This window comes from Acinetobacter sp. BD54 (assembly GCF_044778325.1).
GTDB classification, from domain to species: domain Bacteria; phylum Pseudomonadota; class Gammaproteobacteria; order Pseudomonadales; family Moraxellaceae; genus Acinetobacter; species Acinetobacter baumannii.
Window position 1 is genome coordinate 95,206 of sequence record NZ_JANJEP010000002.1, and the last position, 22,330, is coordinate 117,535.

A 22,330-nucleotide genomic window follows, 5' to 3' on the forward strand; every position below is an offset into this window, starting at 1 on the left:
CTAAATCCATTCAATCTAGTTTTAAAATGCAACTAGTTGAATATTAGATTGACTGGTTTTAAAATGCAACTAGATATCTTGTTACTGATTATTGGTAAGGAAACTCAATGCCTAACTCAACATTGATGAAAGAAGAACCTTGTCCTGTTGCACGCTGCGTCAATCTCATCGGAGATCGCTGGTCACTGCTTATTGTGCGTGATGCTTTTGATGGAATGCGCCGTTTTGGAGATTTCCAGCGGAGCTTAGGCGTTGCACGAAATATTCTTTCTGACCGGCTGAAAAAGTTGGTGGAAGCAGGTGTTCTCGAAATGCAAGATGCTTCAGATGGTACGGCTTATCAGGAATATGTGTTGACCACTAAAGGGGAGAGTTTATTTCCTGTGATTGTTGCTCTACGTCAGTGGGGAGAACACAATTTATTTGAAAGTGGTGAGCGCCATTCTCTATTAATTGATAAAAATACAGGTCAGCAAATTCCATTTATGGCACCAGTCACAGCAGATGGAAAAGTGCTTAATGCTTCTGACACCCATGTGCAAAAGGTCAAATAAAATAAGAGAATAGAAAAATTAACCTTTTTTAACTTAAATTTTGGGAGATTAATTGCTAACCTTGCGCGTCAAATTAAGGTGAGATTATGAGATTTATATTCCTCTTTATAAGCGCAATTTCAATTCAATGTTATGCAGCATCCGAAGCGATGGAGCTTCATTACTGTGAAACTGTGAAAAAAGCAGCGAGTGGCGTGATGGATGCTAGACAACATGAAGTACCAGCTAAAGAGTTACATGACATCGCCAATCATCTTGAAGAGCAACAAGCCAAACAACTTTATCAAGAGCTTATTAAATCTGCATATTCTTCAAAATTATTTGAAGACCCTCTCATTAAGTCAAAAGCTGTCGAAAATTTTCAAACCACGTGGCATGAACAATGTTTGGCAAAAGAATTAGCTAAAAATATGTGAGTGTTAGGGGAAATGGCTAGCTTAGGTTGGAAGATAGAACTTTATTTCTTACTTACCTCTTCACGAACACTGGCTAAGCGCGGTAAAGAAGAAGAGAAGGTATTAGTTCGAGTTCTTAATATCATGCAAGGCCAACGTTACATTGAAATCTGTGAACGAAATCCTACCCAAGAGCAATTCTTTTATGGTTGGATCCGCTAACCGCGTTTCACTATGAAGGTTTTGATTTCGCTGTGTATGCTACTTTCAGGTTGCACAGCTCATACGATATCTACAAAAGTGCATGTCACTGTTTGTGTGCAGTGTGTGAATTAAAGTCTTTAGGAGAACGCTTTTTTATAGATGGGCGAATAAGTTAAATTGGTTTAAATTTTCTTTAAATATATTTAATTTTAGCTTTAGTATCTATAAGTTAATATAACGAGCTTTATTGTTATTTTCGTAAAAATAAAAAATAAAAATTGTTTTTAAGTTAATGTTTTTTAAAATTATATATATTTCATATTTACATTAATAAGATTGGATACAGGTGCATGATTTATTATTAAATTTATATCATCTACTTTAAATAAGCTATTTACCCTTTGCGAAGAATATCAACGAGCGGTATAAATATGGTTGATTGAATAATGAATAAATAACCCCAAACTTGAATTTACAAGTAAGGATATAGATTGGAAGTATGAAAAAGCTACCCATAGGTAGAAATACTCATGAATTAAGTTAAAGGATATTGGTATGAAAGCTATTTTAACGAAGAAAATTATTAGCTGTATCGCAATTAGTGGTGTTTTAAGTTTCAGTGCATTTGAGATTATGGCAGCGAATCAACAAACTATAAATGATGGGAAGAATCACTCTAAAATATTAAATGAAAACCATGAAAATTTGACTGATAGTCAAATTTTCAAGATATTAAGTACAGCTAATAATGGTGAAATTAAGCAGGCAAAAACTGCATTGCCAAAATTAAAAATGGATGAAGCTAAGAAATATGCTGAAATGATGATTAAAGAACATTCAGCTAATGAAAAAAATGCACAAGCGTTGGCAAGTCGGTTACAGTTGATTTCACAAACCAGTAATCTTAGTAAATCATTGCAAAATGATAGTGATAAAATTGTTAGTAAGCTTAATCAAATAACATCAGATACTGATAAAAATTATATGATGAGTCAAGTTAAAGTTCACCGTAAAGTTTTGACGATAATTGATAAGCAGTTAATACCAAACACGAAAAGTTCTGAATTAAAAAATATGCTCGTACAAACACGTGATGCTGTTGCGAAACACTTAAAAGCAGCTGAAGATATATTTAAAAATATGAAATAATATATAATTATTATCTTTTAAAGATACATTTAAAAAGCCTAGTATTAATTAACTAGGCTTTTTAAATTGCATATACATAAAATCATAATTTCCTGCAGGGTATTGTAAAACTAAAATGTTATGGGTAATGTTTAATCTAGCGAAATATAATGATTATGGGATAAAGGATGATATAATTGTGAAGACTATTTGAATAAGAATTTTTATTGATGAGAAATAATTTCTTTAATGAATAACATCTCCTTACTTAATAGGGGTGTTTATGAAACATAACTAACCTAAAGGTGAATTATAATAATAATTGTCAAGCATATTTCAAAAGTTCTTTTAATATTCTAGCTCTTTTGAAAGACACTAGATTTTAAAATATAGGGAGTAAGAAAATGGTAAATACAAAACAATCAAATTCAGTTGGTAGTCATACTACTCAAAAAGAGCCATCTTCTAATGGTAATGTATCAAATAGCAAACCATTACAAGACATTTCATCCACAATTGATAATGCTCGTCCAGATTTAAACTCTCCACCGATTAATAACAATCATGTACCCAATATGAATGAAGGGGGAGAGAATTTGGTTGCTACAGGTGCAGGAACCTTGGGAGGAGCGGCGGTAGGTGCTGCATTTGGTGTTGTTGGCGGCCCTCCAGGTGCTGTTGTTGGGGGGATTATTGGTGGTGTGGTAGGGGCAATAGCAGGTAGTGATATAGCTCAAACAAATAATCAAAAAGATGATAGTAATGACTGGCAAGAAGAAGATAATTATTGGCGAGAAAACTATAAAAAAATGCCATATTATACTGAAGACAAGAATCTAGAATATGATCGTGATTATCGGGCGGCTTATCGTTTAGGTTATGAAAATCGTGTAGATAATAATGCAGAAATTAATTTTTCCGAGGTTGAATCTAAATTGAAAACTAAATGGGAGCAAGTTAAAGGCAGTTCACGTCTACAGTGGGAGGAAGCTAAATTTGCTGTAGAAGATGGATTGAAAAAAATTCATCCTTAAGTCATTTAATACTTAGAAAGTCTCCTCAATGGGGGAGACTTTGCGATAATATACTTTTAAGCTAATTTTTAATTTCAATATCAATAAAAACTTAATGATGGGTTTAATCATAAAATATTAATTATATTTTCATTATTCTTTCTTCTTTAGGCATTTAAGCATTTGAACAATTAAGCGGGCACTCTTCATTTTCTGCCTTCTTCTTGATAGTACTGTTCAAAAGGGGCATAGAAGGAGATATGGATTTTTTCAGACTCAGGATTAGCCTGTTCAGATTGTAATTCTAATAATTTTTTAGCGGGCCATTGTTCACACTCACTCGCAGTATCTCGAGTAGCTGTATAATGTTTACCTAAATAACGGACAGTGATGCGTCACGCGTCTCCGCGCTTAACCGGCTTTTGCATAATAACACTCCAAATTTCGTGGTGTCGCAACGGAAATATAAAGCGTTTTTTAATGCGAATTTTGATTGTTTTGAGTAGTCAAAGCCAACCAATAGCTAATAAAAAACCACCTAATTCTTTCGAATTAAGTGGTTTTTGAATTTTGGAGCGGGAAACGAGACTCGAACTCGCGACCCCAACCTTGGCAAGGTTATGCTCTACCAACTGAGCTATTCCCGCAATGTGAGCACATTATAGAGTGTTTCATTAAAGTGTCAACACTCTTGTGATCTAATTGAACGTTTAATCAGCACGACGCCAAACTGTACCTTGACGTGTATCTTCAAGAACTACGCCTTGCTCAAGTAAAGACTGACGAATACTATCTGCTTTCGCAAAGTCTTTTGCTTTTTTCGCATCAACACGTTGTTGAATGAAATCTTCAATTTCAGCATCAGACAAGGCAAGTGCATCTTGTCCAATATCTGATTTTAAGAAATCATCTACATTGTGTTGTACCAAACCTAAAATGTTGGTGAGGTGACGTAATGTCGAATAAAGCACAGTCGCTTGGTCAGCTTGCTCTTCTTTTACAGCACGGTTTAACTCTTTGTTCAGTTCAAACAATACAGCCATTGCTTCGGCAGTATTGAAATCGTCACACATTGCATTGTTAAAGCGTTCAATAAAGCTTTGATCAAGCGTTTCAGTTGTCGTTTGACCGTACACTTGTTGATAAGCTTTAAATGAATGATAGAAACGAGTTAAAGAAGTTTTTGCCTCTTTAAGTGCTACATCAGAGAAGTTCACAGGGCTACGATAGTGTGAAGACACAATAAAGTAGCGGATCACTTCAGGATGGAATTTCTCCATTACGTCACGAATCGTAAAGAAGTTGCCTAAAGATTTAGACATCTTTTCACCGTCAACGTTAATAAAGCCAACATGCATCCAGTAGTTTACATATTGCTCACCAGTCGAAGCTTCACTTTGCGCAATTTCATTTTCATGGTGCGGGAACATTAAATCTGAACCGCCACCATGAATGTCAAAGTGATTGCCTAGGCAGCAAGTCGACATTGCAGAACATTCAATGTGCCAACCCGGACGGCCATTACCCCAAGGGGATGCCCAAGATGGTTCATTTTCTTTTGCATGTTTCCAAAGCACAAAGTCAAAAGGATGTTTCTTTTCAACTTCTACATCAACACGCTCACTTGCGCCAGCTTGCATGTCATCAAGCTTACGGCCAGAGAGACGACCATATTTTTCAAATTTGGTGACTTCAAAATAAACATCGCCGTTTGAAGCAGGGTAAGCAGCGCCTTTGTTGACTAGATTGCCAATCATATTTTGCATCTGGTCGATATATTCAGTCGCTTTAGGTGCTTCATCTGGTGCTAAACAGCCTAAGTTCGCTGCATCTTCATTCATGGCATCGATGAAACGCGTGGTGAGCTGTTGGATTGTTTCACCATTCTCATTCGCACGTTTGATGATTTTGTCGTCAATATCGGTAATGTTGCGAATGTAGCGGACTTTCCAGCCTTGACTACGCAAAAAACGGATAATGTAGTCAAATGCAACCATAACTCGAGCATGTCCGATATGACAGTAGTCGTAAACGGTCATACCGCACACGTACATATCGATGTGACCTTCTTTGCGAGGTACAAATTCAACTTTTTTTCGTTGCTCAGAGTTATATAAAACAAACGGTTGCATAAGGGTTTTCAAACACTCAACAAAAATAGTGTTACATCATAACTGATGCATCATTTTTAACAAAGTTTTATGCATGAATTTTATAAGCTTGTGAAATCTTATACATTTAAAAACGTGTAACTGATTGAGTTATGCTAGAATGCCCCCAAATCTTTTGATTAAAATCACCGATCTCAACCAGAGATCAGATCAATTATTTTGAGTCAAACTCGTATGCCTAATCCTACAGATTTCCAAAGCAGTGCATTAGCGACATTGCGCATTGAGCAACAAGCCATAGATGTATTAGCAACACAAATTGATGACCGTTTTAATCGTGCTTGTGAAATATTATTACAATGCAAAGGTCGTGTTGTGATCACGGGTATGGGTAAATCTGGGCATATTGGCCGAAAAATGGCAGCGACATTTGCTTCGACAGGTACGCCGTCTTTCTTTATGCATCCTGGCGAAGCAGGGCATGGCGATTTAGGAATGCTGGTTCGTGGCGATGTACTTATTGCAATTTCCAACTCGGGAAAAAGCGATGAAATCATGATGTTAATGCCACTCATTAAGCATCTTGGTGTACCTCTTATTACGATTAGTCGTGATGATAAAGGCCCAATGCCGCAAAATGCAGATATTGCTTTAACTCTAGGTGAGTCTGACGAAGCATGCCCTTTAGGCTTGGCGCCTACTTCAAGTACGACAGCGACTTTGGTTTTAGGCGATGCTTTAGCAGTTGCTTTACTTGAAGCTCGTGGTTTTACTGCTGATGACTTTGCTCGTTCGCATCCGGCGGGTGCGTTGGGTAAGCGTTTACTGTTACATGTAAAACATTTAATGCATACAGGCGACGAGTTACCAAAAGTTTCACCTGATACACCAATGAATCAAGTGCTTTACGAGATCTCAAATAAGCGTTTAGGTTTGACAACAATTGTTGATGAACAAGACCATCTACTCGGTATTTTTACAGATGGGGATTTACGTCGTCTCATCGATAAACAACAAGGGTTTGATGTAAATTTACCTGTGTCTGAAGTGATGACAAAGAAACCGTCAACGATCTCTCAAGAAGCACGAGCTGTAGAAGCTTTACAACAACTTAACCAGAAAAAAATCAGTCAGTTTGTGGTAGTCGATGACCAGAACAAAGTGATTGGTGTAATTAGTATGCATGACCTTATTCAGGCAGGGGTGAATTAATCAATGGCATCGTATGCATTGTTAGAACAAGCACGTCATTTGCAGGCATTGGTTCTGGATGTTGATGGTATTTTAAGTGATGGCTTTGTGACATTAACCAACACGGGCGATGAAATTAAATCATTCGACATTCGTGATGGTTTGGGTATGAAACTTGCGCAACAAGCGGGTATGAAAGTCATCATTATTACTGGACGAAAAAGTAATATCGTTGAAAAACGCATGTCCGATTTAGGTGTCGATCTGGTTTTCCAAGGCCGTGAAGATAAAGGCTCGGCGCTACGTGAAGCGTGTGCACAGTTTAATATCCTACCTTCAGACTGCTTATATATGGGTGATGATTGGCCGGATCTTTCAGCATTTGCCATTGCCGGAATGAGTGTTACTGTTCCAAACGGACATGAGGAAGTGCGCCGTCGTGCAGATTTGGTAACACAGGCGATGGGTGGTCGTGGAGCTGTGCGTGAAGTTTGTGATATGTTGCTGATCGCAAAAGGCATTTACCAAGAACTTCTTGAAAAATATCTTGCAGTACCGCATTAATAACAAGATTACTTAAAAAGGTAGGCTATTCCTGCTCATGGATACCAGAGTTTTATATATTGTTGCTGTAGTGGTTGCTGCTGTGAGTGGTGGTTACTACTACTATAGTGGCAAGGCAAAAAAACTGGACATTGGTTCGGCGAAGAATATGACTTATTCGGCGCAGGGCGTCCATTTGACTCAAACTGATGACAAAGGCAATTTGTATATTCGTGCTGAAGTTCGTCAGCTTGAACAGGATATGCAACAAAAAACGTCAAAGTTGGATCAACTCAATGCCACTATGTATAAATTAGGTAAAGTTGATGCAACATTCTTTGCTAAACAAGCTTATGGATATGATGATAATCAAAAGGTTGTGTTATCGGGTGATGTGGTAGCCACTAAGCTGGCACCGCAAGGAACCATTGAGTTTCAAACCGATGAATTAACTGGTTATCCAAAAACTAGAGACATTGAAACTAATCATCAAGTGACAGTTCAGTCTCCACAAGGCGAGTTTGTGAGCAAAGGACTAAAAGCCAATTTGAATAATGGTCAGTACGAATTTTTTAATATTCGAGGAAAGTATGCACCAAAGTCTTAATTTAAAACGTTCTTCAGCTTTCCTAAAACAAGCTGCGGTAATTACATTCGTTGCTTTATCATCTGCTTCGACTTTTGCTTTGCCGTCTGACCGTAATCAACAAATTTCGTTAGTGGCAGACCGTGCAACTTATAATGAAAAAACCGGTTTGACGACTTATACGGGTAATGTCGTGATTGAGCAGGGCACCATGAAGCTTCAGGCCGACTCAATTGTTGCTACGCTAAACTCTAAACGTGAAATTCAAACGATCACTGCTAAAGGTAGACCGTCTAAGTTTCAGCAACAAATAAGTGCTGATAAAGGTATTGCACGCGGTGAAGGACAAACGATTGTTTATAATGCAGATACAGGCATTATTACCTTGTCTGGCGGTGCATATTTATACCAAGATGGTTCTAGTATTCGCGGTAACACCCTGAAATATAGTATGAATAAGGGTGATGTTGAAGCTCAAGGTTCTTCTTCAAACCGTGTACAAATCATTATTCCACCTTCAAGTTCAAAAAGTTTCCCAGGAGCGCGTGACTAATGCAGCAAGCTCTTCAACAACCGCAAACTTTGTGTATTAAACACTTAGCAAAAAACTATAGTAAGCGTTGGGTTGTCAAAGACGTCTCTTTTAGTATGCAAAGTGGACAGATTGTTGGTTTGCTTGGTCCTAACGGCGCTGGAAAAACCACCAGTTTCTATATGGTGGTTGGACTAGTGCGCATGGATAAAGGTGAGATTCATCTTGATGACCTAGATATGTCAGACCTAGCGATGCATGAACGTGCGCGTAAGGGGATTGGTTATTTACCTCAAGAAGCTTCTATCTTTAGAAAATTGACGATTGCTGAAAATATTATGTCGATCTTAGAGACGCGTAAAGATTTGAATAAACAGCAACGTCAGCAGCGCCTTACTGAGTTATTAAATGACTTTAAAATTAGTCATATTAAAGATTCATTGGGAATGAGTGTATCTGGTGGTGAACGTCGTCGTGCAGAAATTGCACGTGCTTTGGCCGCAGATCCGAAATTTATGCTTTTGGATGAGCCGTTCGCTGGTGTTGACCCAATTTCAGTGGGCGATATTAAAGATATTATCCAGACCTTAAAGGATCGCGGTATTGGTGTCCTCATTACCGATCACAATGTTCGTGAAACTTTAGCAATTTGTGAACGTGCTTATATTGTAAGTGAAGGCTCGGTAATTGCCGAAGGCACACCACAAGAAATTTTAGACAATGAACAGGTACGTAAAGTCTATTTAGGTGATGATTTCACAGTTTAATTAAAGACATTAATCTGTTTGGTTAAAAAGAGGTCAAGGCCTCTTTTTTTATTTTTTAGTATTTTATAAATAAAAACAAATACATATATCAATCATTTAATGAAAAAATAATGTGTGATTTATTCCATCAATTATGCTGCTTTAGGTGAAAAACTATGTAGAATGTAGAAGCTTTTAAACGATAACAAACAAGATCAACAAGATAAGCATGATTGGATATAACCAAAGAAGAGTAAGAGGGATATGTAGAAAGCAGGCTTTCCTGAAAGGGCTTATGCTTTTAAGTACACTACATGTACCTGTCGTGATATATGCTGCTAAGCCAAGTGAGCAATACCACACCCTGAAAGAGAACTTGTCACAACTTTTTGTCCCTAAAAGTAGTGATGACTTTAAAGTTGCCAAAATGCACAAGCTTAGTAATTTTAAGCTAGACCGTTCTATTGTGCAGGAATTTCCTACTGTTCAACTTAATGATAATCGAGCTTCATCTTTTTCTAACTTGCCATCTAGAACGATGACATTGCAAGATGCGGTAAAAATTGCCATTCAGCGTAGCCCCGATATTTCACAATCTATTGCAACTTTAGCAGGTCAAAATTCAGGAGTTGACGTTGCTAAAGCCGGTTACTATCCCCAGCTTTCAGGAGGGATTACGACTGGTGATTTAAGCAGTGGAGAACGAGGTCGGCAGTTATTAACCTTAAGTGCTACTCAAATGCTTTATGACTTCGGTAAAGTCAAATCAGGTGTTGATGTTGAAGAAGCGAAAGTTCAGGTTGAACAAGCCAATGTCTTGGTTAGCGTTGATACTAGCTTTGGATGTTGCACAGACCATTGTGAATATTCAGCGTTATCTACAGCTTAATAAAATTGCTGAGCAGCAAATCGCCGGTATTCGACGTATTCAGGAAATTGCTAACCTGCGTGCAAACGCTGGTGTCGCGAGTCAAGCCGACCCAATTCAGGCGCAGTCATACTTACAGGCAGCGCAGTCTGCTTTAATTGCTCAGCAATCATTATTACGTCAATACCAACAGCATTTAAGAACCTTATTAGGTGCAGATGTTAGTCATACCGGATGGATTATTTCCGATGATCTCGTGAAGCAATCTGATCTTTATGGTGAACCTGAGTTTAATACTATTCCAAAAATGATTGCCGCGCAGGCAGGTGTTGAGGTTGCAAAAGCTCAAAAACAACAAACCCGTTTAACCCGATATCCGACCTTGGCTGTGAAAGGTTCGGTAAGTCAGGCGATTAATGGTAAAAACCCGAATAACGACAAAGATGACGGTTTATATAGTTCAGTCATGCTTGAAGCAACCAGTCAGTTTTACCAAGGCGGTGCTACCGCTTCACAAGTAAAAATGGCAAGTTATGCCGAAGAAGCTGCAAAAGCCAAAGTGAATTCGGTGTATATGGATGTTCTGGACCAAATTAGAACAAGTCGCGAACAGATTGAAAATAAACAGCGTCAAATGCAGGTTTTGGCAAGTCGCCAAGCAACAACGGTTCGTACACGTGAACTCTATCAAGAGCAATACAAGCTCGGTACGCGTTCATTGGTCGATTTATTAAATGCTGAACAAGCTATTCATAGTGCCAACTCAGAACTCGAATCAGCACGTTATGACATTTATAGCAGCATTGTTCAGTACATTGAAGCAACAGGACGTTCCCGCCAAGCCTATGGCTTAAATAATATTTCAATTCAGGGGTTCGAAGTACAACCATGATGACAAAAATAAATTACCAGCCTTGGCTACAGGCGGTCTTAACTATTGCTAAACATTATCGAATAGAGCCTTCAGAAGAAAGAATTCGTTTACAACTTGATTGGAACCAAAATCAGAATTTAGATAACGTCTTGCAGTTAATGACACGTCAAGTCGGTCTGAATCTTCGTAAGGCACCATTTTCCTTAGACTTACTCAATCCATGGCGTTTACCTGTCATGGTGGAGTTTAATGATGGCCAAGTCGGTGTAATCGATAAGGCCGATACACAAGGAAATGTGAGTATCCAGTTCAGTGGAGATCAGGGCCTTTCGCAAAGTTTATCTTTAGACGCTTTAAAAACTACACTTAAAAATGTCTATATCTTGCGTCCTGAAACATCTATACCAGATGCACGTATTGACGAATATATCAAACCTTATGAAGCCAACTGGTTCTGGTCAATCGTTTTAAGAGATTGGAAACGCTACGTTGATATTATGTTTGCCTCGCTGATTGCCAATGTGCTGGCACTGGCAACCATTATTTTCTCGATGCAAGTGTATGACCGCGTGGTTCCTTCCCAGTCAATTCCCACTTTATGGGTTTTGGCGGGTGGTGTACTGATTGCCGCTCTTTTTGAGTTTACCTTACGTGTTTCACGAGTATATTTATCCGATATTATTGGTAAACGTGCTGACTTACGTGTGTCGGATCGTGTATTTGGCCATGCCTTAAGAATTAAAAATAAAGATCGCTCGAAATCTACAGGTAGTTTTATTTCCCAGATTCGTGAACTCGAAGGCGTTCGTGAACTGGTCACCTCAACTACAATTAGTGCGATTGCCGATTTTCCGTTCTTTTTCCTATTCTTAGTAATTTTTGCCATTATTGGTGGAAAACTGTTCTGGGTAATGCTACTTGTTGTGCCGCTTATGATCTTGCCAGGTATTTTGGTACAGAAGAAGCTGGCTCAACTGGCACAAGAAGGCATGAGAGAATCTTCAATTCGTAACGCAATTTTGGTAGAAGCGGTACAAGGTATTGAAGACATTAAGCTCTTACGTGCTGAATCACGTTTCCAAAACCAATGGAACCATATGAATGAAGTCTCAGCCGACATTGGTATGAGGCAGCGTAAAATTGTGGGTACCTTAATGGCTTGGACCCAAATGGTTCAGGGTTTAACTTATGCCATTGTGGTGTTAGTGGGCTGTTTTGCGGTAATGGACGGTGAAATGACCACAGGTGCGTTAGTCGCATGTTCAATTTTATCTTCGCGTATGTTAGGGCCAATTGCCCAGATTACGGGCGTATTAGGTCGTCTACAACAGGCAAAAGTTGCTAAGCAAAGTTTAGATGAACTTATGCAACGTCCGATTGATCAGGCCGACCGTTCACATCTGGTACACAAAGCTGTTTTAAATGGCGACTATGAATTAAAAAATATCTTGTTCCAATATGGGGAAGAAGATCCGAGACCAAGTCTTGCGATCCGCCATTTAAAAATTCGTGCCGGAGAAAAAATTGCGATTTTGGGTCGTAATGGTGCTGGTAAGTCAACATTGCTTCAGCTTTTATCTGGCATGCAGGTTCCAACTCAGGGAGCTGTGCATTTAGATGGACTCGATCTTTCTTTAATCGACCCATCAGATGTACGCCGAGATATGGGGCTACTCAACCAGAATGCACATTTATTCTACGGAACAATCCGTGAAAACCTGACTTTAGGTGCACCGCTTGCAACAGATGAAGACATTCTTCGTGCATTGGTAGTAACAGGTGCTTTATCTTTTGTTCAAGAGAAAAAAGAAGGCTTGGATTACTTGGTTTTAGAAGGAGGCGTTGGTTTCTCTGGTGGTCAGAAACAAGCGTTATTATTGGCTCGTTTATTGATTCGTCAACCGAATATTTTATTGCTTGATGAGCCGACAGCAGCCATTGATGATGTTGCAGAGAAACAATTAATTGATCATCTCAAAGGATGGTTAGCACACCGAACGTTGGTTGTGGCGACCCACCGCCGAGCTGTTCTTGAACTAGTGGACCGTATTATTGTTGTCAATGAAGGCAAAATCGTGATGGATGGACCACGAGATCAGGTACTTAATCAATCTACAGCCCAACAAAAACAAGTGAGCCAAGGGGGCAATTCATGAGCGAACAACAACAAGAACTTACCCGTTCAATGAATGTATCTTATAGTGAACCACCATTACCGCGTGCCAGTTTAGTCATCTGGATCGTGGGCATTGGTTTAGTGATTTTCTTTATCTGGGCATGGTTTTTTAAGCTTGAAGAAGTTTCAACCGGTACAGGTAAGGTTATCCCATCATCTAAAGAACAGGTCATCCAGTCTTTAGAGGGCGGTATTTTAACTAAGCTAAATGTACAAGAAGGCGATATTGTCCAAAAAGGGCAAATTCTTGCTCAGCTTGACCCAACCCGTTTTGCTTCAAATGTGGGTGAGTCGAGATCTTTATTAATTGCAGCTCAAGCCACAGCAGCACGTTTACGTGCGGAAGTGAACGGTACACCATTGGTTTTCCCTGAAATAGTTGCACAAGATCCGAAGCTTGTTCATGAAGAGACTGCTTTGTATGAATCACGCAGAGCCGATCTTGAACAAACGCTTTCAGGATTAAGACAGGCTTTACAACTGGTTCAGCAAGAATTGGCCATGACAGAGCCTTTGGTTGCTAAAGGTGCTGCTAGTGAGGTTGAGGTTTTACGCTTACGCCGTGAAGCAAATGATTTGCAAAACAAGATGAACGATGCACGTAACCAATACTACGTTAAAGCACGTGAAGAGTTATCTAAAGCAAATACTGACACGCAAACTCAACAACAGGTGGTCATGGGCCGTAACGACAGTTTACAACGTGCCGTATTTAAAGCCCCTGTGCGCGGTGTGGTAAAAGAAATTACAGTGACAACGCATGGCGGTGTGATTCCACAAAACGGTAAGTTAATGACCATCGTTCCAATTGATGAACAGTTATTAATTGAAGCCCGTATTTTGCCCCGTGACATTGCGTTCATTCGTCCGGGACAAGAAGCTTTGGTTAAGATCACGGCCTATGACTACTCAATTTATGGTGGTTTAAAAGGTAAGGTTACGGTTATTTCTCCAGATACCATTCGCGATGAAGTGAAACAGGATCAATTCTATTATCGTGTTTATATCCGAACTGACTCCGACAAGCTTTACAATAAAGAAGGTAAAGCATTCGGTATTACACCGGGTATGGTGGCAACTGTAGATATTCGTACGGGTGAGAAAACTGTACTGGATTACTTACTTAAACCATTTAATAAAGCCAAAGAAGCATTAAGAGAAAGATAAGAAAAAAAGCCCCGAAATTCGGGGCTTTTTTATAGGTTTGCTTCTATTAAATTCACGTTATAATTTGATTTTTATTATGCTTTATTTCATTTATGGCTTTTACGATTGCATCACCCGTTACTTTTGAAGAAGAAATTAAAAAAAGTAGATTTCAGGCGATTGCTGCGCCAGTAGAAAATGAACAGCAAGTGAAAGAGTTTTTAGAATTAAATAAAGATATCTCGACCACACATCAATGTTGGGCATGGAAAATTGGTCATAACGTTCGCTTTAATGATGATGGGGAACCATCTGGTACAGCGGGACGTCCAATTCTGGCAACTATTGAAGGAAATGACCTGACTAATATTATTGTCATGGTGAACCGCTGGTATGGCGGTATAAAACTGGGAACTGGTGGGCTTGTTCGGGCATATGGTGGTTGTGCCGGACAATCGTTATTGTTAGCTGAACGTATTGAACTGATTGCCAAGAAAACGATTCATTTTTCTTGTCATTTTAATGAGTGGGCCATTTTTCAGTATGAACTGACACAGCAGCAAATTGAATATCAGGAAAGTTATACTGCAACAGGTGTCGATATTGAAGCGAGACTACAGATTCACCAAATTGAACCACTCGCTCTAAAACTGCGAGATGTAACTCGTGGTCGCGAAGAATTAAAAGTTGAGGAGGAATTGACTGATGGCTGATTCTTTACTCAAGTACCGCGAGCAACATAAACACCGTTTAAATTATATGCCATGGCTATATTGGACATTGAAACCCAAACACCGTGTTTGGGCGGAAGAATGGCAAAAAGAATATCAGGCTTATTTAATGGATATGGAAACGGTCGAGATCGGGGAGAACTGTTTTATTTCACCGTTAGCTCATATTTTTGCCGAGCCGGGTCGGAAAATTAAGATTGGTGATAATTGTTTTATTGCGGCAGATTGTAGTTTGCATGGACCGCTTGAGATTGGTAATGAGGTTGCAATTAACCACCACTGTATCTTAGATGGCGGTCGAGCAGGCATAAAACTGCATGATCAAGTTCGTATTGCTGCTTATTGTCATCTCTATGCATTTGATCATGGCATGCAACTCGACCGTCCACTTTACCAACAGCCGGTTCGCTCACAGGGTATCGAAATTGAAAAAGATGTTTGGTTAGGTGCGCATGTCGGAATTAAAGACGGGATTAAAATTGGGAAACATGCTGTAGTTGGCATGAATAGTATGGTGACAAAAGATGTGGAGCCGTACCATATTGTGGGAGGAAACCCAGCAAAATTTATCCGTTTAAGAGAATAATGCAGTCTCAAGAATGTAATAAAATGTTTGATCTTTAAACAAAAAAGTGGATTTTAATACATAAACCTTAACATACGGATTTTTATCTATGTTAAGTTAAAGCTAAGTTATAGAAAAATCTCCAAGGCAAATAGACCTGAAGAAGAGAGGCAAAAATGAACCGTGTTATCGCGTGTATTGACTCATCACCTTGTATTAATGCTATTGCAGATGCAGCGGCTTGGGTTGCGAAAGCAACTGGACGAGAGCTTGTATTATTACAAATTCTAGATTACTACCCGGCAAGTTATCACCTTGGTGAAATTAGCGGTGTAATCGGCTTTGAAAGCAATGCAATGTTGCTTAAAGAGTTAGCTGAATTAGAGCAGAAACAAAGTGAACTCGCTTTAGATTACAGCAATAATTTACTCAGACATATCTCTGACTTAATTAAAGAAAAACACGGAATTACTTGCTCAAAAATTCAGGAAAAAGGGGATTTTCTAGAGCAAAGTTTTAATCTCTTACACGAAAACGATATCGTGATTTTAGGTCGCGTAGGCGAAAGAGCTGCCGAAAAACATAAACCGATTGGCAGCAATGTTGAAAACTTTATCCGCGGTGCAAATTGTACGGTTTTGACCATTGGTGAAAACTTCAAAGTTCCGACACGTTTTATTTTCGCTTATGAATACTCTCCGACATGTCAAAAAATGATGCGCCGTATTGCGCAAAGTGACCTATTACGGACTTTACAGTGCCATTTAGTTTATGTCGGTGACCATCCTGAAATATTGAATGAACCAGAGCATTACTTGAAACAAGCGGGGCTAGATGTAGTAACCGTTTATAGATACGGTGATGTGGCGCAAAATATTCTAGAGTACCAACAAGAACATGGTATTCAAATTATTGTGCTCGGCGCATTTAGCCATAGCAAAATACATCAGTTTTTCTTGGGAAGTATTGCAACCACGATTTTCCGTAACGCGACTGTACCATTACTTGTGGCTAAATGATGAGATTTGCATATAGTTATCCGCAAATCTTGTGGATAACTATATGGAAAAGCAGGGGTAATAAAAGTAATTTGTTGATTATAAATAATAAAATGAAAAAGATGATTTTTTAACCATTATTTCACAATTGCAATTGCAAAACCATCATGACCTTTTGAGCCAACCGTTTGTAAAGCTGTGCAAGACAAAATTTGCGGATGATTTTCTAGGGCTTTAAAGGTTTCACGAATGCCTTCAATACTTGGTTTTTTGTTTTCAGGATTCAAAATATCACCAGCACGGATGACATTATCTAGCACAATAATAGTGCCCGATTTTGAAAATTTGAGACTGAGTTCTAAATATTCCGGATAGCCCTGTTTATCGGCATCGATAAAGATAAAATCAAAAGGCTCAATCGACTGAGGATCAATTGCAGAAAGTACATCGGCAGCACGGCCTAATTTAAGCTCAACTTTTACAGGCAGGTTGGCATGATCGATATTCTTTTGAGCCATTTCTGCATGAGTATCACGACCTTCAATGGTAAGCAAATAGCCATCTTCAGGCAGTGCACGTCCTAACCAGATTGTACTGTAGGCAGCAAAGGTCCCAATTTCTAAAACACGCTTGCATTTATTCATCTGAATGAGCATTTGCAAGAACATTCCTTGATTTGGAGCAACTGCAAGATGATTTGAAAAGCCGTGTTCGTCGGTATTTTTTAATGCAAAGTCGAGTCGAGGATCTTCGGGAATTAAATGTGAATCGATATATTCGTCAATGTCTGTCCACATCTGCTGCATAGTCAAATTTACCTGTATGTTGATAGGCGTATTTTAAACGTTTATGACTAGAGTGCAAAAATCTTCGATTCAAGAAATTTTGGTTGATTATAGAATGAGCAAATCCCCTTAAACTGAAGCGCATAAGGGGATTTATATTTTAGAAATTACACATTGACGTATTGCGGGTTAAGTCAGGTCCCCAAGTACGATAGCCTTGAGTATCAATATGGATTTGTCCTGAACTATATAAACCAATACCTAAATTTAAACTTTGGCCGTGCTGAGCCCAGAACTGACACAATTTAAACTTCGTATTTTCAATAAAAGCATAGTCTTGGGGCTGTGGAACTTCTGGTCCAATACGAAAATCAATGGCAGAGTTAAATAAATGCTTAGAAGAACTTGCGCCGCCTGCACATTCATTTAAAGGTAAGTCTCGATAAACCGAAGTTACCTCAAAGTCGGTTAAAACTTTTGCAGCAATTAGATATTTAAAGACACGTAAGGTCGATAAAGAATTATTCCAAAGCTCACGGTTAGGTACCGCATACTCTGAACGGCCACACTTCTGCCAATCACGAGCGGATCTTAATAATTCAAAACTTGGTACGATACCTGCCACATCATGACGCGCCAGAAATTTTTCATATTCGCGTACACGTTCATAATGATCGCCTGTATTTAACCAAGCGCGATAGGAAGCAGGTTCAACTTTAGGTGGAATTGGACGTTCGATAATAACGCGCTCTTGAGGAATAAAGATGCGCTTACCGCTTGGAGAGGTTTTGCCTGTTGTTGTGTGTTGAGGAGAGCTGGCGCAACCCACCATAATCGCAGGGATTATGCATAGGGGCAGCATGCTCTGCAAAAACTTCCGCATAAGAAAAATCAAAAGCTTATAAATATTGCGCCTATTTTAATGCAAAACAGTGCACAAATTACGAGGAATTTGCAATGAAATGTTTGAATAGGGTATAAAAAAGATCAGCGGTTGCTGATCTTTTTGAAATTATTTTTCTAGATACTGTAACTTATCTGGTTTGCCGTTCCATTCTTCACGGTCAGCAGGCTGTTCACCAATTTGGGTAATGTTAGGCCACTTTTGAGAAAGTTCAGCATTTAATTCAATAAATACTTCTTGACCTTCTGGTAGCTCATCTTCAGAGAAAATTGCATTTGCAGGGCATTCTGGTTCACACAATGCACAGTCAATACATTCATCCGGATTAATCACTAGGAAATTCGGACCTTCGTAAAAACAGTCTACAGGACAAACTTCTACGCAATCTTGGTATTTACATTTAATACAATTTTCAGTGACAACAAAGGTCATGGCGACAGCTACCTAAAAAATATGGTTTCATTTCGAATAGCTTATTTTAGGCAAAAAAGGGGTAAACAAACAATTGCTTTTATTGATATTGTTTATTTATACATATGAAGATAAGTTAATACATTGATATTCAAAAGAATGTTTCAGCTTAAATAAGAGCTAAATTATAAAATCAGGATAATAATAAGTTTTATAAAACAATAGCTTAAATAATTTTTTTGACATGAGTTTTAATGTCATTTGGGTCAAGGTATCTGTTTAGGCAGACACCTCAACTACAACATTTACTTTTAAATTTTGCCTCTATGCTGAATTGATATACAAAAAATCTTTAAGTAATGAGCTTAAAGTGTACAAAGTAAATGGATGTCTTCTGGTTCAAGTTCCCATAATTGACGATCTGGGTGCTTTAATACGACCGCGCCATGCTTTATATAGAAATCTACTGTACGCTTACTTGGAGTGGCTGAAATATAAAGTTGATGGGCTTCCAATTGCTTGGCCGATTCTTTTGCCGCTTGCATCAGCTTTGCACCAATACCTTTGCCTTGTTGATCGGCATCGACGTAAAAATATTGCAGTAATTTTGCATTAGGATAATCAGTAACAGTCTGATTCGAGACTACACTAATGCCAGCCAACTGTTCAGACGCATCAAAAGCACCGATAAATAAAGCCCCTTGTTCATAAAGTTCTTTTAATTTGGGCGGATCATTTTCTAAATGATAAGCATCCCAATGTTTAACATCATAAAAACAATCTGTTAATTCTAAGTGTTCTTGTTTTTGTAAGTAGAGTTGGGTAATCAGTTCACGACGATTAATATGTTGCCAAATTAAATCGATCTCTGTGTATTGTAATGGCCTTAAGAAAATAGAAATTTTATTCTCCTTAAAGTAAGAGCAAACATGCCTATACACATGTTTGCTCAATGAGTGATTATGAATTAAGCGCTGCTTTTAGCTCATAAAGCTGTTCAAGTGCCTGACGAGGAGTCAGGTTGTCTACTTCGATTTGCTTAAGTAAATCGAGGGCAGGTGAAGAGACTTCAACTTCTATCACTTTCTCTATGACTTGAGTGCTTGGGGTAACTTCTGAATCTAAAGTTGCAAACAAATCACTTTGAACACTAGTTTGTAAATGCTGCTGTTGTTGCTTCTCTAAAATACGTAAACGCTTCTGAGCTTCTTTAATCACATTAGCTGGAATACCGGCTAATTTTGCAACTTGTAAACCATGACTTTGGCTCGCTGGTCCTTGTTGGACTTTATGCAATAAAATGAGATTACCATTTAACTCTTGAGCAGTGACATGGTAGTTATCAATACCAGGTTCGCTACCCAACTCTGTTAATTCGAAATAGTGGGTCGCGAACAAGCAAAGACATTTAACGCGTTTGGTTAAATCAACCACACAAGCCCACGCTAAAGAAAGACCATCATAGGTACTGGTTCCGCGACCAACTTCATCCATTAACACGAGCGATTGATTCGTTGCATGGTGCAAGATTTGTGAAGTTTCAGTCATCTCAACCATAAAGGTCGATTTGCCTGTCGATAAGTCGTCGGCTGAACCAATACGGGTAAAAATACGGTCGATTGGGCCAAGTTTGGCAGCTCGTGCCGGGACATAACTACCGCAGTAAGCAAGCAAACTAATTAATGCTGTTTGGCGCATAAAGGTAGACTTACCGCCCATGTTTGGACCGGTAATAATTGCCATACGGTGCTGCACATCAAGGAAAGTATCATTTGGTGTAAATGGCGCTTTACTTAACGCTTCAACTACAGGATGACGGCCACCTTGAATCTTAATACCTGTTTCTGGTGTAAATTCAGGGCGTGCCCAGTTGTTTAAACGCGCTTGATGAGCAAAGTTTGCAATTACATCAATTTGCGCGATTGCTGAGCTCATCATTTGTAGATGAGCAATATTTTCACGAAGGTTTTCAAGTAAAGCTTCAAATAATGCTTTTTCACGAGCTAATGCACGCGACTCACTTGATAAAACTTTATCTTCAAAACTTTTTAGTTCAGGCGTAATGTAGCGCTCGGCATTCTTTAATGTCTGACGGCGGATATAGTCGGCCGGGGCTTGCTCGGCTTGAGCACGAGTCAGCTCAATGTAGTAACCACTCACACGGTTATAACCGATTTTTAAAGTGCTAATACCAGTACGTTCACGCTCTTTTATTTCTAAATCAATGAGGAATTGACCTGCATGATCACGAATTTGGCGTAATTCATCAAGTTCAGCATCATAACCTTCTGCAATTACATTGCCATCACGAAGTAATACAGGCGGATTTTCAACAATTGCAGCCATTAAATGTTGATGAAGCGATTTAAAGTCACCCAATTCCTGATCGAGCTGTCCTAATAACTTAGATTTCTTTGCTTGTACAACAGGTGCTAAAGCATTTCGTAAAAATGGAATTTGCGCGCAAGCATGACGAAGTTGAACTAAATCACGTGGTCGCGCACTACCCAGCGCCACACGACTAAGCACACGTTCAATATCCCCAATTTCTTTAAGTACCAGACGAACAGGGCTTTCATGGTAGCCTTGAATCAATTGCTCAATCGCATCTAAACGTGCGTCAAGTAATGCTGTATCACGAACAGGCTGCATGAGTGTGCGGCTAAGTAAACGTCCACCCATTGCGGTTTGGCAATCGTTCACAAGTTGAAATAAAGAAGTTCCGTGCTCAAACAAAGGTTCAATAATTTCCAAGTTACGGCGCGTGATTGGGTCGAGCGCAATAAAGTCAGTACTTTGTTCTAAAAGAATTGAACGGATATGAGGTAACGCCGTTTTTTGAGTTTCTTTGGCATAGTGAATAAGTGCTGCCGCGGCGGCTTTAGCCAAAGGTAACGGGTCTAGTCCGAAACCAGAGAGTGTTGATACAGAGAACTGGTCACATAAGGTTTTTTGCGCATTGTTTAAATTAAAATCGACATTTGGGCGCTTGGTTACAGGGCAATCTAAATGCTTTTTAATTTGTTCGATAATATTTGGGTCAACCAGATCTTCATCAATCAAAATTTCACTTGGCATGAGGCGAGCCAGTTCGATTGGAAGTTGTTCCGGTTTGTAGTCTTGTTGTTGAACTTTAAAAATACCCGCACTTAAGTCGAGTAAAGCAAAACCGATCTGGTTTTGATGGATACATAGCGCAACAAGGTTAGACGATTGATAACTTGTAAGTAGTGCGTCGTCGGTTAAAGTACCCGGTGTAAGAATACGAACAACTTTGCGTTCAACCGGGCCTTTGCCAGTAACTTCACCGACTTGCTCACAAATAGCTACAGTTCGGCCGGCTTTTACTAAACGCGCCAAATAACCTTCGGCCGAATGGTAGGGAACACCTGCCATTGGAATCGGGTTGCCGTTTGCTTTACCCCGATGGGTTAAGGTAATACCTAAAAGTTTGGCTGCTAAATGCGCGTCTTCAAAGAACAGTTCATAAAAGTCGCCCATACGATAAAACAGCAACGCATGTTGATAGTCTTTTTTGACTTTGAGATATTGCTGCATCATTGGAGTGTGGTTGGAGAGATCAGCCATGATTTCAGCGCTATTCATGCGTAATAAACCCTTAAAAAAACGAAAAATCTACTTTTGGTTTATTAACCAATTTCAAGTCTTTAAAAATGAATGTAATTCAAGAAAAGTACAACAACTGGATGAACTTTAGAATCAGCATCCCTAGTATAAAGTGACTTCAGACCATTCCAGTGGTGCAATGGTAACAAATTTGAGTTAACGAAAAAAAGTGATCAAGCATTGAAATAGAGGTTGAATGTAGCAAGACATAAAAATAGAGCGATTGGGCCTTTTAGGTCAAG

Annotated in this window: 20 protein-coding genes, 1 tRNA gene and 3 pseudogenes; 16 read left to right on the forward strand and 8 right to left on the reverse strand. The window is 39.0% G+C overall.

Features of this window, described 5'->3' with window-relative positions:
- The first annotated feature begins 107 nt into the window (after nt 1-107).
- The 5 genes and pseudogenes from NQ782_RS03230 (at nt 108) to NQ782_RS03250 (ending at nt 3,315) form a co-directional block, all read left to right on the forward strand.
- Nucleotides 108-554 (forward strand): helix-turn-helix domain-containing protein, encoded by a 447-nt coding sequence (locus NQ782_RS03230; protein WP_001133966.1) that lies wholly within the window; start codon nt 108-110, stop codon nt 552-554.
- Nucleotides 555-640: 86 nt separating this feature from the next.
- The gene (locus NQ782_RS03235) at nt 641-970 is read left to right on the forward strand and encodes a hypothetical protein (protein ID WP_001210983.1); all 330 of its coding nucleotides are present in this window, start codon (nt 641-643) and stop codon (nt 968-970) included.
- Nucleotides 971-1,039: 69 nt separating this feature from the next.
- Nucleotides 1,040-1,171 (forward strand): annotated as a pseudogene (locus NQ782_RS03240) (putative peptidoglycan-binding domain-containing protein); the annotation flags it as partial.
- A gap of 537 nt (nt 1,172-1,708) precedes the next feature.
- The gene (locus tag NQ782_RS03245) at nt 1,709-2,302 is read left to right on the forward strand and encodes a DUF4142 domain-containing protein (RefSeq protein WP_000644342.1); all 594 of its coding nucleotides are present in this window, start codon (nt 1,709-1,711) and stop codon (nt 2,300-2,302) included.
- Nucleotides 2,303-2,685: 383 nt separating this feature from the next.
- On the forward strand, nt 2,686-3,315 hold the full coding sequence (locus NQ782_RS03250) for a glycine zipper (protein ID WP_031987988.1): 630 nt from the start codon (nt 2,686-2,688) through the stop codon (nt 3,313-3,315).
- Between the two features lie 141 nt (nt 3,316-3,456).
- Here the strand turns inward: NQ782_RS03250 and NQ782_RS03255 are convergent.
- The 3 genes and pseudogenes from NQ782_RS03255 to cysS form a co-directional block, all read right to left on the reverse strand.
- A pseudogene (locus NQ782_RS03255) lies at nt 3,457-3,686 on the reverse strand (hypothetical protein); the annotation flags it as partial.
- A gap of 179 nt (nt 3,687-3,865) precedes the next feature.
- Nucleotides 3,866-3,941 (reverse strand) — tRNA-Gly (locus NQ782_RS03260).
- A gap of 63 nt (nt 3,942-4,004) precedes the next feature.
- A complete protein-coding gene (gene cysS, locus NQ782_RS03265; RefSeq protein WP_001182279.1) occupies nt 4,005-5,426 on the reverse strand; it encodes a cysteine--tRNA ligase in 1,422 nt (473 codons plus the stop codon).
- Nucleotides 5,427-5,639: 213 nt separating this feature from the next.
- On the opposite strand from cysS, the gene NQ782_RS03270 reads away from it, so the two are divergent.
- The 11 genes and pseudogenes from NQ782_RS03270 (at nt 5,640) to NQ782_RS03320 (ending at nt 16,382) form a co-directional block, all read left to right on the forward strand.
- On the forward strand, nt 5,640-6,617 hold the full coding sequence (locus NQ782_RS03270; RefSeq protein WP_001133552.1) for an SIS domain-containing protein: 978 nt from the start codon (nt 5,640-5,642) through the stop codon (nt 6,615-6,617).
- 3 nt (nt 6,618-6,620) lie between these two features.
- Nucleotides 6,621-7,160 (forward strand): HAD family hydrolase, encoded by a 540-nt coding sequence (locus NQ782_RS03275; protein WP_000179337.1) that lies wholly within the window; start codon nt 6,621-6,623, stop codon nt 7,158-7,160.
- 37 nt (nt 7,161-7,197) lie between these two features.
- Nucleotides 7,198-7,746 (forward strand): LPS export ABC transporter periplasmic protein LptC, encoded by a 549-nt coding sequence (gene lptC / locus NQ782_RS03280; RefSeq protein WP_000381220.1) that lies wholly within the window; start codon nt 7,198-7,200, stop codon nt 7,744-7,746.
- Nucleotides 7,730-8,278, forward strand: coding sequence for a lipopolysaccharide transport periplasmic protein LptA (gene lptA, locus NQ782_RS03285; protein ID WP_000554244.1), 549 nt, complete (start codon nt 7,730-7,732; stop codon nt 8,276-8,278). Before lptC ends, lptA begins: the two co-directional genes overlap by 17 nt.
- Nucleotides 8,278-9,024: an LPS export ABC transporter ATP-binding protein gene (gene lptB, locus NQ782_RS03290; protein ID WP_001183458.1), complete on the forward strand. Its 747-nt coding sequence runs from the start codon at nt 8,278-8,280 to the stop codon at nt 9,022-9,024. The genes lptA and lptB overlap by 1 nt, the downstream gene beginning before the upstream one ends.
- A 274-nt stretch (nt 9,025-9,298) precedes the next feature.
- A pseudogene (locus NQ782_RS03295) lies at nt 9,299-10,763 on the forward strand (TolC family protein).
- Nucleotides 10,760-12,901, forward strand: coding sequence for a type I secretion system permease/ATPase (locus NQ782_RS03300; protein WP_000988402.1), 2,142 nt, complete (start codon nt 10,760-10,762; stop codon nt 12,899-12,901). The pseudogene NQ782_RS03295 and the gene NQ782_RS03300 overlap by 4 nt, the downstream one beginning before the upstream one ends.
- Nucleotides 12,898-14,088 (forward strand): HlyD family type I secretion periplasmic adaptor subunit, encoded by a 1,191-nt coding sequence (locus tag NQ782_RS03305; RefSeq protein ID WP_000003555.1) that lies wholly within the window; start codon nt 12,898-12,900, stop codon nt 14,086-14,088. The genes NQ782_RS03300 and NQ782_RS03305 overlap by 4 nt, the downstream gene beginning before the upstream one ends.
- A gap of 92 nt (nt 14,089-14,180) precedes the next feature.
- On the forward strand, nt 14,181-14,780 hold the full coding sequence (locus NQ782_RS03310; RefSeq protein WP_057094480.1) for a YigZ family protein: 600 nt from the start codon (nt 14,181-14,183) through the stop codon (nt 14,778-14,780).
- Complete coding sequence (locus NQ782_RS03315) at nt 14,773-15,384, forward strand: DapH/DapD/GlmU-related protein (protein WP_057094481.1); 612 nt, start codon at nt 14,773-14,775, stop codon at nt 15,382-15,384. Before NQ782_RS03310 ends, NQ782_RS03315 begins: the two co-directional genes overlap by 8 nt.
- 155 nt (nt 15,385-15,539) lie before the next feature.
- Nucleotides 15,540-16,382 carry a universal stress protein gene (locus NQ782_RS03320; protein WP_001082436.1) on the forward strand — a complete coding sequence of 281 codons (843 nt, stop codon included), beginning with the start codon at nt 15,540-15,542 and terminating at the stop codon, nt 16,380-16,382.
- Between the two features lie 116 nt (nt 16,383-16,498).
- Here the strand turns inward: NQ782_RS03320 and NQ782_RS03325 are convergent, their stop codons facing one another.
- From NQ782_RS03325 to mutS, 5 genes are all read right to left on the reverse strand, one after another.
- Nucleotides 16,499-17,167 (reverse strand): O-methyltransferase, encoded by a 669-nt coding sequence (locus tag NQ782_RS03325; RefSeq protein ID WP_001186837.1) that lies wholly within the window; start codon nt 17,165-17,167, stop codon nt 16,499-16,501.
- A gap of 139 nt (nt 17,168-17,306) precedes the next feature.
- Nucleotides 17,307-18,029, reverse strand: coding sequence for a D-Ala-D-Ala carboxypeptidase family metallohydrolase (locus NQ782_RS03330; protein WP_001986294.1), 723 nt, complete (start codon nt 18,027-18,029; stop codon nt 17,307-17,309).
- 129 nt (nt 18,030-18,158) lie between these two features.
- On the reverse strand, nt 18,159-18,482 hold the full coding sequence (gene fdxA, locus NQ782_RS03335) for a ferredoxin FdxA (RefSeq protein ID WP_000144889.1): 324 nt from the start codon (nt 18,480-18,482) through the stop codon (nt 18,159-18,161).
- A gap of 344 nt (nt 18,483-18,826) precedes the next feature.
- On the reverse strand, nt 18,827-19,357 hold the full coding sequence (locus tag NQ782_RS03340; RefSeq protein ID WP_086230955.1) for a GNAT family N-acetyltransferase: 531 nt from the start codon (nt 19,355-19,357) through the stop codon (nt 18,827-18,829).
- A gap of 64 nt (nt 19,358-19,421) precedes the next feature.
- Nucleotides 19,422-22,067, reverse strand: a complete 2,646-nt coding sequence (mutS, locus tag NQ782_RS03345; protein ID WP_001083263.1) for a DNA mismatch repair protein MutS — start codon at nt 22,065-22,067, stop codon at nt 19,422-19,424.
- Nucleotides 22,068-22,330 lie beyond the last annotated feature (263 nt).